This is a genomic window from Mesorhizobium sp. M1066, assembly GCF_040318635.1.
GTDB lineage: Bacteria > Pseudomonadota > Alphaproteobacteria > Rhizobiales > Rhizobiaceae > Mesorhizobium.
In genome coordinates, this window is the sequence record NZ_JAMYMR010000047.1 from 24,535 (window position 1) to 37,725 (window position 13,191).

A 13,191-nucleotide genomic window follows, 5' to 3' on the forward strand; every position below is an offset into this window, starting at 1 on the left:
GGCATGATGTGCGAGCGCCGATTGTCCAGGAGGCTACGCAGCAGAAGCTTAACCGCCGGCGCAGCTCACATCCGGCTTCCTATTCTGAGATAAGGAATGGTGATCGCATTGAGTTCGTTGTCGGCATCACGCCATGCGGCCAGCATCTCCAGTGCCGACTGTTCGTGATGCCAGTGTCTCTTGATCGCCGCGACTTCGTCCGCTGCTTGTCGCACCATGTCGCCGACCAGTGGCCAATCGGCACCAGGACAGCGGCAAGAGGTACCGCTGTCCTAAAAAGGCGTATTATGGCAATGCCGAAGCAACGGTGTTCGAAATGATGGCACTATCCAGCAACCAGATCAATCGCAATGACCGCGAGAAGCGTGCACCTCTCGTTAAAACCCATTCATCCCCGAAAAAAAGCCATCCACAGAGGGATACTTGTCGTAGTCGCTCTTGGGTTGTGATTGGGGCATCGCAGTCGATCCGGCAGTCGGAGCCTCGTGACGCCTCGGCGCAGATACATGTCTTCTGCTCTCTTTTAGTTTGACTAAATCGAACTTCGGCTGTGTCTGGGCCGGAAGCGAACTTGCTGCGGAAGCGCAAGCGGTCGACAGAAGAACCGCCGCCAGTGCGGCCTCGACGGGAAAAGAGCGCATGTCGATGTCACCTTTTGTGTCGTTCTGTTGCACCAAGAGTCCGATGGGCAACCCATTTATTGTTCGTGCCGTGGCATTTATCTATGTTTCGTGATAGACTAGGAAAATCATACGAAGCTCATCCAGAATATATTTGATGGATATTTTTATAAACGAAAGTATACCGGTCGTTGAGATTGCCATCGCGGAACGTTCGCATAGGGCTAGCGGAACCGATCGTCCCAGCGCGAGCGGGTTCGTCGGTTTGCGGATTGTCAGATGCATCCAGGTATATTCATTTCAAACCAGGACATGACGCCCGCCAACCTGCGTACAATATGAGACTGCGGATACTCGCGTCTAGAATGGTCTTGGCAGGCACAGCGCTGCGCTTGCGTCGCAGTCATATAGAACGCAATTCATCACAACTCTGGGCACTATTGCCGCCTAAGTGTACCGACGGCCTCTCATCGTCAGTTTCCTGCGTGGTGGCATTGCCACTGCCGCAAGTCTGCAGACGCACGATGGGTCAATCCAGGCAGGCTAGCGCCCCACCTTCAATCCAAAGGAAAATACACCATGAGCACCTTCACAACCAAGGACGGCACAGAGATCTACTACAAGGACTGGGGTACTGGGCAGCCAGTGGTCTTTAGCCATGGATGGCCGCTTTGCGCGGATGCCTTTGAGGATCAGATGTTCTTTCTTGCTTCGCAGGGGTATCGCTGCATCGCGCATGATCGCCGTGGCCATGGGCGGTCGAGCCAGCCATGGACTGGCAATGACATGGACACGTATGCCGACGATCTCGCGGAACTGGTCCGCAGGCTTGATCTCAAGGATGCCATCCATGTCGGCCACTCCATGGGGGGCGGGGAGCTTGCCCGCTACATCGGGCGGCACGGCACGAACCGCGTGTCAAAGGCCGTTTTGATCGCCTCCGTCCCCCCCTTGATGGTGAAGTCGTCGACCAACCCTGGCGGCACGCCCCTCAAGGTGTTCGACGAGATGCGGGCCAGCCTCCAAGCCGACCGCTCGCAATTTTGGAAAGATCTCAGCCTACCATTCTTTGGCTACAACCGGCCAGGCGCGAAGGTCTCGGAGGGAGCGCGCGACTCATTCTGGCGGCAAGGAATGATGGCGGGTTTCCCTGCCGCATACTTCTGCATCAACACATTCTCTGAGACGGATCAGACCGAAGACCTGAAGACGTTTGACGTGCCGACGCTGGTCATGCACGGCGACGACGATCAGATGGTGCCGCTCGCTAATGCCGGCGTGCCTCAGTCGAAGCTTATCAAAGGCGCGACGCTGAAGGTCTACAGGGGCGCCCCGCACGGTCTCTGCACGACACTCAAAGATCAAGTTAACGAGGACTTGCTGGCGTTTTTCAAAGCTGAGCATCACGGATGAAGCTGCCTATTGCATGATGCTGGAAAGCGTCCGGCCGCCCGACAAGCGCGCAGATCAGATCATGAACCACGGCGGTATCCATATGATGCTAAATTCTTACAGGCGGCGCAGGATCAGTGTGTTTGTCTACAAGGCGCTGCGCCCTCACGTTTTTCGGCCCCGCCTGTCGATGATGGCAGCCTTCGGTCTATGTTTTTATTTGGTGCTTCAACATGTTTTCGAGCTGCTTCGCGCAGCCCTTATCGCTTTCGATATAACGACGCTCATGATGATTGTGGCATGCCTGGTCATCGCCTGGAAGACAGCCGGTCGCATGATGCCAAGGCGTGCGGGCGAGGAGAATGAGCGGAAGCTCTCCGTTCTCATGACCGGCATCGCTGTCTGCGTCGTTATCCTGGGGGCTCTCGGTCTGGAACTTTCGGGCGTCCATCAGAAATCGGTGAACGAGATTGTGCTGGCGTCAGCGACGATCATGCTTTCATGGGGATTTCTCAACATGCTTTTCGCCTTCCACTACGCGTATGAGTTCTATCGTCGACAGCAGCGAAATTATCGGCCCCTAGCATTCCCGGGGACCGTAGAACCTGATTATTTTGATTTTATATACTTTGCATTCACCATAGGCATGACCTTTCAGGTCACCGATGTAGGGGTACGTTCGGGGCCAATTAGGCATGTAATTTTCTTGCACGCGCTAATCTCTTTCGTCCTTAGCGTGATTGTGCTCGCTTTGATGGTCAACGTCTTCGTCGGCGTTCTCTATTTTGGCTGAGCCTTCGCGTGGCGTGACAGCAGACGTCCGTTCATGAGCCCCGCAACAGACAAATCGCGTGGTAATGCGGGGCCATGCCGGATGTCCATCGGATTGCCGTGCCAGCGTCCGGGGGAGAGCGGGGTCATATACCTAAGTATATCGGAATCAAATCTTTCGCATAGTTCGATTGCCATCGGTAGAATTGTCATTCCGAGCCGGACTTGATTATCTAAATCCAAGAGTGACCTGAAACCTCGCCAGCATGTTTGGCAGACGAGACCTGGAGTCAGTACAATATACTCATGCAGGTCTATGCCCTCAAGGTACTGCGTCGACGAAGGCTATGGAGGAGACGATGTCGTTCGAAACGCGCAAAATTGAAGAGATCAGTATTTCTGGGTCCCGGAACCAATTCAACACTTTAGAAGACGTCGTCTCTACGGTACATTCTGCTTTACCAGTTGCCCCAAACTTGGAATTTGTCATCGGAATAGCGACCAAACAAGTTAATCTGACTCTGTTCGTTTCCGATTCGGCAGAGATAGCTGGTTTGGCCGACCCAGCGAGAGCCAAATTATTAGACGCAGTTATGCGCTTTCTTCCACAGGGCGTGCCAGTGCGCTGTCTCGGGATCGCCAACGATGACTTGCGGCGTCGTTTGGGAATTTTTCGCGATAAAGCGGGATCTGATCCGTGCGTGTTCCTGGACCTCCGGTCGCAGACCGACTCCGCAATCGAGCAATTGGCCCGCGCCCTGCTCAGGATCGACGAGATGGATGAACATTTCCGCGAAGTCTACGCAAACGCCGTCGGGCTCGCGATTGCTGCGCGGCTTCTGGGCCACGGCCATCGCTATGATCCCTTTCGGCCGAAACGCAATTGCGGGGCTTTGCCGAGATGGCGGCTTAAGCGCGCTCTCGAATATATCGACGCGAATCTAGCAGAGCCAATCACCCTTGGCGATCTGGCCGCGGTAACGGGGCTGTCATCAATGCACTTCGCGGCCCAATTCCGAATTTCGACCGGCATTCGTCCTCATGAGTATTTGTTGCGGCGCCGTATCGAACGAGCACGGGATCTCCTGCTGCAGCACGATTTGTCGATCGCCGACATCGCGCTCAGCGTCGGCTTCCAAACGCAATCTCACTTCACCACGGTGTTCAAGCGTTTCGTGGGTGACGCGCCTCATCAGTGGCGGCGGTCAAACTATACCGAGACAGATCATGTGCCGGCGAAACGATCGCCGCGCAGTCGGGAAACAACGATTCTCGGGTCTCATTTAGCGTTGCAGCGGAGCCAGTCGCTCCCCCTTGCCCATAGACAATAGAATATTTCGGCCACGCGGACCCAATCGGGCAGTGTTCGAAGTAGCACGGCTCGACCATTTAGACAGGAGAATACGCATGCAAGCACTGTCGCGCCGCAATGTCCTTGCGCTCGGAGGGGTCGCAGTCGCGGCAACCGCTACCCATGCAGCGACGTTTGGCAATCCGGATGAGCCGCCACAGGGCGCAATCAATGCAAATCCCGGTAGCCTGTCGGATCCTGGCCCAAAGAATTCGGCGATCACGGATCAACTCCCGTCTTTCGAAAACCCTCCCGCAACCGACGTGGGCGGCATGCCGAGGTTCTGGTCCTCGTTCAACATTGCATCCAAGCGCATTCAGGGCGGCGGTTGGGCCAGACAGGTCACGGTCGCGGATTTCCCGATTTCGACGTCTGTCTCCGGCGTCAACATGCGACTTGGACCGGGCGGCATTAGGGAGCTTCATTGGCATCTTGCTGCTGAGTGGGGATACGTCACGAAGGGTAGCATGCGGGCGACGACGCTCGACCCACTGGGGCAAGCCTATGTGGACGACATCAAGGAAGGCGACATCTGGTACTTTCCAGCAGGGTCCCCGCATTCACTCCAGGGTCTCGGGCCAGATGGCTGCGAGTTCCTGATTATATTCGACAATGGTGAGGCCTCGGAGTTCAATACGCTTCTTGTGACGGATTGGTTCGCCCATACGCCGCCGGAAATCCTGGCCCAGAATTTCGGCGTGCCCGCCGACAGTTTCAAATCCATACCGCTTAATGATCTCTGGATCTTCCAAGGACCAGAGCCAGGTCCGCTTGCCGTCGACCAGGCCGCCGTGCGGTCCGGCGGCACGCCTACCAATCCGTTCACGTTCTCGCTGCGCGATACCGTGCCGGTGAAGGAGAATTCTTCGGGCGTAGTCCATCTCGCAGATAGCCGGACGTTCAAGGCATCGACGACGATCGCCGCGGTCGTGGAGACAATCAAGCCCGGTGCCCTCCGACGAATGCATTGGCACCAAAATGCCGACGAATGGCAATATTGGATAACGGGGCAAGGGCGCATGACCGTGTTCAATGCTGGTCCTCGGGCCGAAACGGCCGACTTCAAGCCCGGTGACATCGGCTATGTCCCGAAGAACCAAGGGCACTACATCCTGAATACGGGCACCACCGACCTCAAGTTTCTATCGATCTTCAAGGCGCCGGAATACCACGAGGTCGATCTGTCGGACTGGCTCACCCACGCTCCGCCCAAATTGGTCGCGCAGCACCTGAATGTGGATCCGGCCGTGCTTGCGAAATTTCCCAAGGAGCAGCTCGGCATCATGCCCGGCTGACGGCGGCTGATGCCAGGGCCAAGATCGCTTCGGCAGAACTGCTGCACCGATCGGCTATTCCTTGCAACAACTGTCCAATCCAGAAGGTTGGCCATCATGAACGACAGTCTCTCGCCCGTCGAAATCACGCAGGCAATGGTCGAGCTCGGCGCTGCCAAAGCTGCTCACGGTGCCGCCGATCTTTTGATCCGTGGTATGTTGGCTGGAGCGCTGCTCGCCTTCGCGACCAGCCTGGCCTTGCAGGGCGCGCTTCAGACCAATGTTCCGCTTGTCGGCGCCCTGATCTTTCCGGCGGGGTTCGCCATGATCGTCGTGCTTGGCCTGGAGCTTTTGACCGGGAATTTTGGTCTGGTCCCATTGGCGGTACTTTCTGGACGCACCACGGCCTTGCGGATGTTAGCGAACTGGATTTGGGTCTTTGCCGGCAATATGCTGGGATCATTGATCTTTGCCATGCTGTTCTATTTCGTGCTTACCGATGCCGGCAATGCCGGTGCCGGCGCACTCGGGGACCATATCCGCGCGCTTGCCGAGTCCAAAACGATCGCCTACGCGCCCTATGGATATGGCGGTCTGGCGACCGCATTCGTCAAGGCGATGCTGTGCAACTGGATGGTCTGCCTTGGCGTCGTGATGGGAATGAGCTCGAGGTCTTTGCCGGGCAAGGTCATCGGGTGCTGGTTGCCCATCTTTGCGTTTTTTGCGTTGGGATTTGAACATTGTGTGGTCAACATGTTTGTCATACCTATGGGCATGATACTGGGAGCCAAGATCAACTTCGCAGACTGGTGGTACTGGAATCAGATACCAGTGACCCTTGGCAATATTGCTGGTGGGTTTCTGTTCACCGGCCTTCCTCTTTATTGGACATACCAGCGGCGCACCAATACAAGCGTGCCAACTCTGGCCGTGAGGTCATCCGCGCTCGGACCGTCCGCCTGATCGGAATCGAAGCCTCTCGCGCGACCAGGGCGCAAGGCGGTCACCGGGCGGCCAACAAGGCCGAGACGGTCGACCAACATTCATCGTACCGGTCGCCTTAGCCTTTCCGAGCATCCGACCAGCAGCGAAGACAGGCGATAACCGCAACGTCGTCCCAAGCGATCCGACGAGCGTCCGAACCGCACTTCACGAGCAGGAGACGAAAAGGCGACAAGGTCTCGGTCTTCTCCTGCCTCGACGCTACGTCGAACGTTGCGACGGCATCCCACGCGAGAATAAAGTCAGGCGTGGGCGCGTCGACGCGGAGGGCCTTTCGGCTCCAGAGCGCGCCTGATGGATGGGACAGAAAGAGAGGTAATATCAGATCGTTGCGGGAGGCCGTGTGCGAAAATCGCACACGAAAGTTCTGCTTCTCTTCTTTTTTCGTTCCCACGACGGAGCCGCCGACAGCCCTATTCGGACGGTCTTTTGCCGACGATATTTGACCGCCCCGTTGCGGACGTTCGCTGCGATATCGTGCCCCTTATTGTCCGATGCGGTTTCCAAATTGCCTGGGGTTCTTAAAAGCTTTTCAAATTTTCTGTCTTGCTCCTCCAGCCGACTTTGAGCGTGCTTATGAAAGAGATTGGGACGTCCGGTCACACTGTAGGAGAAATGTGATCAGCGGAAACGTTCCGTCACCATCGGAGTTAGAGACGGGAGAGCGCGACCGCCTTTCCCCCACTCGGAGAGCATGCGATATTATCTACAGTGTCGGGTGTGGTGGGCCTGTCTCGGTGCCGCAAAGACCGAGCGGGAGAGTCTGACCCAAAGCTATCCACCACGCGAATGGCAGCTTCGCGCCTCGGTCGTATGGTCAGTTTTGCCATTGCCTGAAAGCTGACGATGCAGGCGACTGCGCTAGAAGCCAGTGGCCATCCGCCCGATGGCATCCAGGATCGACTGCCAAGCCGTAATCAGCGAAGCAGGGGGGGCTTCCGAGAGCGCTCAAACACACATCCAAAATGCCTGCAGCAGGGTGCATAAGGATAAGACGAGGGCAGCGGTGGCAAAAAGCACGCCCTGCCAATTTGGCGGTGGCTCGGACACCAACTTGTCGGGGGGCTGCTGATTGTCATTCATGAAAAGCAATTTGCGACGCTAAGTGAGGTTCCGCTCAGCCTTCATGCTGTCGGCGAAATGCTCGTCGCCCTAAAACTCAAAATTACCAAGACGACGACCACCGCACGACGAGCCAAATGATACTGTTCATGATCTCTCTCCTGTTGCTTTCGAGAGTTCGCGCCTGGCAGCCCCAATCGTTCGGGACGCTTCTGCTTCGAGTTCTACAAGCTTCTTCCTGATCTCCTCCGGCTCGGCGTGCTCCAATCCGACAACGTCGTTTCTGGTTTCATTCAGTGAAACGATAATCTCGTCCAGTTTTGCATGGATGGCGGCGGTATCGCGATAGCCTTGTAAAAGGACAACACCGGTGATCACGATGGCGGCAACCGACAGGGCATAGGTAACTGCATTTGTCAGACCAAAAGGCACCAGGGCGGTGCACAAAACCATTGCTACGAGCATGACATAGAAGCCCGGCGGCCGAGATAGAAAGTCGGAGGCCGCGAAAAGGAGACGGTTCATATCCGGGCCAAAGTCATCAGGGCGGCCAGTGCGGTAATGGCCACACAAATAGGCACCGCTGCTAGCAAGCCTGCCTCCAGGATCCGACTCTCTTTGTCGCGCAACATCAGGTCACCTACTCCAAGTTGAAGATGTAAAGGTGCGCGAGAAGCTAGGCGGCTCGCGAACCCTGCTATCGGCGTAGGAAGGAACGTTGCTGCGCCGATCCACCACATGTTAGCCAAGCACGAGTGCCATCACGAGAAAGGTGACAGCCGTCCCAAAAATCGGTGCGAGTAACGGGCTTGGTCAACACTTTTATGCATCTGCTTTCTTCCAATTCGAGAGACAACAGCCGCGGGGGGCAGGCGTTCCAGCCGCTGCCCCTCGCTGGACCAATGCGTGTTCTAGGGCCAGACTTAGGCCCCAAGGGACTAGGCCTAAGTGCCTAAGGCGGGAACGTTCAGGGCGGCTTTATGTTCAAGTTGCCGGGCGGCGTGGGACGGTGATCGTCATGGGCCGGACCCTACAGGAGAGCAGATATGAACATGCTTCTAAAGAATACCGCAGCTGCGATGTTGCTGTTGGGTGGGATCGCCTCAGCCGCCGCTGACGACATCATCATCCAGCCGGAACAAGACACTGTCATCCGCGAATATGTGAAGAAGCAACCCATGGCGTCGGTCAAGCTTCCCGGAGTGGAACTGAATGTCGGCACAGCTCTGCCGGACACGGTTGAGATCCATGAGGTTCCCAACGTCAAATACCGCTATGTGGTGGTCGACAACCGCACGGTGCTGGTGGACCCGGGCTCCCGGAAAATCATCAAGGTTTACGACTGAACGAACCGATCCAACCCCGCCGCCAGCGAGGTGGCGGGGTTTGAGCCTACCAATCTCCACAACCCAGATGAAGATGGTCGCGGCTAGGCAGAGTCTCCCGCTCAACAAGCCAGCCCAGAAAGTCGAGGACTTTCAGGCAGGATCTGTGCACGAGTAATACGCTTTTTGACGCTCCTGCCTCCGGGTGACCGGCCCAAACTCTCGCATTATGCCGAGATGTTGGGGAGAGTGCTGAGTTGCTAAGCCCTAACCTCGGCGCGAGATCAGAAACGGACATTTCTCCGTCAGCAAGAATGATCAGAGCGAGAAGGCGCTTTTCATTAGCCATGGCGCCGAGCAGCTCGGCGGACGGCGCATAAATGCTGGGCTTTTCGGGATTCATGATGTCCTTCGCTCACGAGCCGAGCGGGCCTTGCGCAGCCGACAAATTTAGAGACCCGCCTCCCCATCACCGGCGGCGGGCATCCCAAGGGGACGGGCCGGATCGTCGGGTGACCTGGCGCGCCAGAGCTATTAGCGTGGTATAATGTTCCATCAGAAGGGCGTCGCTGTCTGACGGCCAGCGTCGGCGAATAAGTGCTTTAGCTCTTGGATCGACCCCTTCTTCAAGGCCTGGGATCCCTTGGCTTCGGCAGCGAGGCGTTGTTCTCGAAATCGCGCAGTTTTAAGACAACGCGCCTCTGTCTCGGCCGCGTTAGCAACTTTTGCCTCACGGTCTGCGCGCTCCAATCGGTCTTTGTCGACGCTTCGCTGGGACACTGTGGCCTCCTACCAGAAGACCGTTGAATTTACTGTTCGCTAAATTGTTCCCGCAGATTCGGCGACTGCCTTCGTGACGGTTGCGGGCACCAACAAAGCAAAAGCCCGACACCGGGTATTAGCGGGCTCTTGCGCCATAGTCCTTCCGGCATTAAGGGGCCGGGCCGCAACGCCGCATGTCGGCGTTGAGATCAGTTTCCTCTCGTGGTGAAGCAGGCGGCGACAGCATCGACGGCCGGAAGTGAGGCACGGTCGCTATGCGCGTTGTGGTCGGTGTGAGAGCTGATCGGTATCGTTACGGTTCCGCAGTTCGGCAAGCACGCCGGATCCGGAGAACCGTGTAGAGCGAGCCTAGCAAGCACTTCGGAATAGTGTTCAACCTTCGTTGTTACCCAGCCCCTGGCGCCCTTCGACGCGCACCCTGAACCTGTCGGGAACCAGCCAGTATTGCGCGAAAATGCCTGCATCGATATTCCAGTCAATCTCGTTCAGTCCCGCAAGAGCGCTGTCGTCGGATGTCGAGCGACCGTCGCGAAAGCCGGCCACAGGTCCGAGTTCCAAGCCCTTCCACGAAATCAGCGTATAGTCGAAATTGTCATCGGGCTCGTCGAGTTCGGGCGGTACGCCAAGTCGGCGAATGTCGAAATACGGAACAAAACTGAAGGATTGGTCCGTTGCTCCCTGGTAGGAAGGACCATATTCCGTGCCCGCTCCAAGCGTCACAATCCATCCAGTTGCGGCCGCCTTGCTACTGGGCTGCGGCTGATCGTTCGTGGCATTCTGCGCCAATGCCGGGATAATTGGCAGCGAGCTGCCCAAAAACAACCCTACCAGCACCGAGATGCGAGAGATCGATTTCATCTCCATACCGTCCCCAGAGCGAAATTGCTGGAAATCTACCCAACCCGACCCGGGTAGATGCCGGTGGTTCCCTTGGAATCATCCAAATGTCAGTGTTTCCCTCGGCCACTATCCAATGTGGGACGTCACATGTCCAGCGTTTCTCACGTTCAGGCTCTTCGCCAGTCGCATCGATGTTTAACCGAAACGGCTGTTGTTTCGCGATCCGTTCCAATCGGAGGCTTTACTTGGCGCACCTATCTGGCTGTTCGCTTGCCAGACGTACGACTGGCAAGACCAATTCTTCAGTTTGGCAGCGCTATCGGCCAGCGCCGGGCACCCCGTTGGTGCGTGTGATGCAGAAGTTCAGCATTCAGAAGGGGTGCAGCGTAGCCACGAGTTTGCGCAAATGTTGCCTCACTACCGACGACGGCATGCCGGTTTCCGACAACCAGAACAGGATCACGGCGGGCCCGCGCATCGCTGCCTTTGCCCGAATGCGCTCGTCTTAGTGGGCAAGCTTCTCGAAGTCCTGCATCAGCACTGGGCCGCGGACGATCCAACGCGAGGTCGAGGTGTGGCGGGCCAAACGCCCGCTGCTTAGCACGGAGGTCAGCATGTCCAAGGATGTTGGCGTTTCTTCTGGGAACGTCGATCGGCTCGTCCGCAAGGGTCGCGACGTTCGGCGCAGCGTTGAACGGCGGCCCGAAACCCGCCATTTTCCTGGTGTTTCGGCCGCAAAAAGATCGCAACCGCGTCCTGAAACGGTCCCACGGCACTGATGAATTACGCAGTGATGGACCCTCTACAACAAATCAAGATGTGGGGCGCGCAACAGATGCGCGGTTTGGCATATGCGAGTTCTTTGTGTTGCACTGACTGCCGTGCTGATAGCTGCGGGCATGGCCTTGGCAGCACCGCCGAGCCACCGGGCCGCACCGCCCATCCGACATACCCGGGACGGCGTGCTCGTCTGGATAAACGCCTATGATCCGAACCGCGATCTTGCCCATGCTACATCGGTGATGAGGATGGCGAGTGACCTTGGCTCGCTGAGCGATCCGGAAGCGGCGGGTATATATGTCGGCTTCATGGCCGGGATGATCGGCTCCAACCCGAAAAACGCCGACGCCATCGTCAAAAAGCTGGTCCTCATGCGCCCGGCCGATCATTGGGCGATCGTGCGCGCCATCGCCTATTCCGGCCATCCGGACTGGCGCGGGCTTATGACGCGGTTCGCGCCGAAGATGCCAACCCGAGCGCTGATGGCGCAGCGATACCTCGAGGGCAAGCTGCCGACCCCGGACACTCCTGTAGCCGAAGAGAAGACCTCGTGGAGGGACCGCGCCAATCCGATCAAGTGGTTCGTCAAGAAGGACGAGCCGACTCCCGATACCCCGGCTGAAGAGAAGACTTCGTGGAGGGACCGCGCTAATCCGACCAAGTGGTTCGCCAGGAAGAACAAGGTGGAGAAGCAGATCCCGCTCCAAGAGCGTCCGGAGATGCTCGACGTGTACTGGGGCTATTATTTCGCCACGCGCGGCGCCCCGCCGCTCGAGCGCATGATCAAAATGCTGCCGTGGGTGGACGAGCGCGACAGCGTCGATAAGCTGACAATGGGCAGCATGGCGAAGTTCACGATGGCAGTCAACGCATCGCGTGACCCCAGGCTGCTCGGCCTTCTCAAGACGCTGCAGACGCAGCAGACCGACAAGGAGACGTCCAAGCAGCTTGCGCAGACGATCGAAGTTGCCGAGACGGAAGAGATCTCGGCCCTGCGCAAGAACACGCTCGACCGGCTGGATGAGCTCAAGCGCACGGGCCCTGGCTCCAAGCGCGATATCGCATCGTGGGGCAAGATCGGGGAGGGCGTGATCTCGGTGGGATGCGTCGCCGCCGCGGCGACCGGCCAGACCGCTCTCGGCCTGCCCTGTGTGCTGGGAGGCGCGGCCTCGTCGGCGCTTCTGTACTACTGGGCAACGCCCTAGCAGGCTGTTGAACCGAACGGGCCGCCAAACGCCGACGGTCCTCGGCTGGTGGTGGAGATGACGGCACTGCGGGCGCGGAAGGGCCTGTGCGGGGCGATCGGAGCCAGGTGTTCAGAACGAGGAAGTGACGCGGTTGGTTCAACACGTCACTTAGCAAAAACGTCGGGCTGAACGGTGCGCCTTCGCTGGAGATCATTCCGCTCCGAACGTCGTCAGACGCGCGTCCGCGTTGGAACTGTGAACCGAAATGCAGTCCCGTGGGGCTCACGCGGCGACGCGCTGATGTGGCTGCCATGCGCCTCGATAAACGATCGGCAGATCGACAGCCCCATGCCCATGCCGTGGGGCTTCGTCGTAACGAAGGATCCGAAGATGCGATCAGCTATCTTCGGATCGATGCCCATCCCCGCATCCTCCACCGCGATCAGTGCGGCACCCGTTTCGGCGAGTTCTGAGGATATTATCAATTCCCGGGGGACGGTCTAACACAGCGTTCATAGCTTCGATGCCATTCATGATCAGATTCAATAGCACCTGTTGCAGTTGGACCTTGTCGCCGAGGATGCCCCGGTCGCCGGCTCGGAGGTCGATCCTCAGGATAACACTATGCCGCTGCAACTCGCCAGAATCCAAAACCTAGTCTCATGATCTGTTGTGATGGGTTGAGCATGACGTCCCTCCGGTATGCGGAAGTTTAGCAGGGTTGTGTGCGTCAAGTTCTGCAAAATGGGCGATCATGAAGCTGGTCATGCGGCTTGGCGTAGAGCGAGCTTCTTGTGCTCGCGC

General features: G+C 57.6%; 12 protein-coding genes. 7 read left to right on the forward strand and 5 right to left on the reverse strand.

The features are described 5' to 3' along the window. Positions 1-65 precede the first annotated feature (65 nt). Positions 66-218: a hypothetical protein gene (locus NKH52_RS31410; RefSeq protein WP_352736172.1), complete on the reverse strand. Its 153-nt coding sequence runs from the start codon at positions 216-218 to the stop codon at positions 66-68. Positions 219-1,199: 981 nt separating this feature from the next. On the opposite strand from NKH52_RS31410, the gene NKH52_RS31415 reads away from it, so the two are divergent. From NKH52_RS31415 to NKH52_RS31435, 5 genes are all read left to right on the forward strand, one after another. After that, entirely contained in the window at positions 1,200-2,033 is an 834-nt protein-coding gene (locus tag NKH52_RS31415) for an alpha/beta fold hydrolase (protein ID WP_352736173.1), read from the forward strand. Between the two features lie 13 nt (positions 2,034-2,046). Further along, positions 2,047-2,805: a DUF1345 domain-containing protein gene (locus NKH52_RS31420; protein WP_352736174.1), complete on the forward strand. Its 759-nt coding sequence runs from the start codon at positions 2,047-2,049 to the stop codon at positions 2,803-2,805. 337 nt (positions 2,806-3,142) lie between these two features. Further along, positions 3,143-4,114 carry a helix-turn-helix domain-containing protein gene (locus tag NKH52_RS31425; RefSeq protein WP_352736175.1) on the forward strand — a complete coding sequence of 324 codons (972 nt, stop codon included), beginning with the start codon at positions 3,143-3,145 and terminating at the stop codon, positions 4,112-4,114. A 76-nt stretch (positions 4,115-4,190) separates the two neighbouring features. Next, the gene (locus NKH52_RS31430) at positions 4,191-5,429 is read left to right on the forward strand and encodes a cupin domain-containing protein (protein ID WP_352736176.1); all 1,239 of its coding nucleotides are present in this window, start codon (positions 4,191-4,193) and stop codon (positions 5,427-5,429) included. 96 nt (positions 5,430-5,525) lie between these two features. Further along, complete coding sequence (locus NKH52_RS31435; RefSeq protein ID WP_352736177.1) at positions 5,526-6,371, forward strand: formate/nitrite transporter family protein; 846 nt, start codon at positions 5,526-5,528, stop codon at positions 6,369-6,371. A gap of 1,248 nt (positions 6,372-7,619) precedes the next feature. On the opposite strand, the gene NKH52_RS31440 is transcribed toward NKH52_RS31435, so the two are convergent. After that, entirely contained in the window at positions 7,620-7,997 is a 378-nt protein-coding gene (locus NKH52_RS31440) for a low affinity iron permease family protein (protein WP_352736178.1), read from the reverse strand. 521 nt (positions 7,998-8,518) lie between these two features. Here NKH52_RS31440 and NKH52_RS31445 point away from each other — a divergent pair. After that, the gene (locus tag NKH52_RS31445) at positions 8,519-8,818 is read left to right on the forward strand and encodes a DUF1236 domain-containing protein (RefSeq protein WP_352736179.1); all 300 of its coding nucleotides are present in this window, start codon (positions 8,519-8,521) and stop codon (positions 8,816-8,818) included. A 46-nt stretch (positions 8,819-8,864) separates the two neighbouring features. Here the strand turns inward: NKH52_RS31445 and NKH52_RS31450 are convergent, their stop codons facing one another. Together NKH52_RS31450 and NKH52_RS31455 are read right to left on the reverse strand one after the other, a co-directional pair. Continuing rightward, positions 8,865-9,200: an ArsR family transcriptional regulator gene (locus tag NKH52_RS31450; protein ID WP_352736180.1), complete on the reverse strand. Its 336-nt coding sequence runs from the start codon at positions 9,198-9,200 to the stop codon at positions 8,865-8,867. A gap of 752 nt (positions 9,201-9,952) precedes the next feature. Next, a complete protein-coding gene (locus NKH52_RS31455) occupies positions 9,953-10,444 on the reverse strand; it encodes a MipA/OmpV family protein (RefSeq protein ID WP_352736181.1) in 492 nt (163 codons plus the stop codon). 875 nt (positions 10,445-11,319) lie between these two features. On the opposite strand from NKH52_RS31455, the gene NKH52_RS31460 reads away from it, so the two are divergent. Next, the gene (locus NKH52_RS31460) at positions 11,320-12,405 is read left to right on the forward strand and encodes a hypothetical protein (RefSeq protein ID WP_352736182.1); all 1,086 of its coding nucleotides are present in this window, start codon (positions 11,320-11,322) and stop codon (positions 12,403-12,405) included. Between the two features lie 212 nt (positions 12,406-12,617). On the opposite strand, the gene NKH52_RS31465 is transcribed toward NKH52_RS31460, so the two are convergent. Next, the gene (locus NKH52_RS31465) at positions 12,618-12,872 is read right to left on the reverse strand and encodes an ATP-binding protein (protein ID WP_352736183.1); all 255 of its coding nucleotides are present in this window, start codon (positions 12,870-12,872) and stop codon (positions 12,618-12,620) included. Positions 12,873-13,191 lie beyond the last annotated feature (319 nt).

Excerpts from the sequence above, each read along its gene's own strand:
- NKH52_RS31410 (WP_352736172.1), bottom strand. The coding sequence starts at position 218 with ATGGTGCGACAAGCAGCGGACGAAGTCGCGGCGATCAAGAGACACTGG.
- NKH52_RS31415 (WP_352736173.1), top strand. The coding sequence starts at position 1,200 with ATGAGCACCTTCACAACCAAGGACGGCACAGAGATCTACTACAAGGAC.
- NKH52_RS31420 (WP_352736174.1), top strand. The coding sequence starts at position 2,047 with ATGATGCTGGAAAGCGTCCGGCCGCCCGACAAGCGCGCAGATCAGATC.
- NKH52_RS31425 (WP_352736175.1), top strand. The coding sequence starts at position 3,143 with ATGTCGTTCGAAACGCGCAAAATTGAAGAGATCAGTATTTCTGGGTCC.
- NKH52_RS31430 (WP_352736176.1), top strand. The coding sequence starts at position 4,191 with ATGCAAGCACTGTCGCGCCGCAATGTCCTTGCGCTCGGAGGGGTCGCA.
- NKH52_RS31435 (WP_352736177.1), top strand. The coding sequence starts at position 5,526 with ATGAACGACAGTCTCTCGCCCGTCGAAATCACGCAGGCAATGGTCGAG.
- NKH52_RS31440 (WP_352736178.1), bottom strand. The coding sequence starts at position 7,997 with ATGAACCGTCTCCTTTTCGCGGCCTCCGACTTTCTATCTCGGCCGCCG.
- NKH52_RS31445 (WP_352736179.1), top strand. The coding sequence starts at position 8,519 with ATGAACATGCTTCTAAAGAATACCGCAGCTGCGATGTTGCTGTTGGGT.
- NKH52_RS31450 (WP_352736180.1), bottom strand. The coding sequence starts at position 9,200 with ATGAATCCCGAAAAGCCCAGCATTTATGCGCCGTCCGCCGAGCTGCTC.
- NKH52_RS31455 (WP_352736181.1), bottom strand. The coding sequence starts at position 10,444 with ATGGAGATGAAATCGATCTCTCGCATCTCGGTGCTGGTAGGGTTGTTT.
- NKH52_RS31460 (WP_352736182.1), top strand. The coding sequence starts at position 11,320 with ATGGCCTTGGCAGCACCGCCGAGCCACCGGGCCGCACCGCCCATCCGA.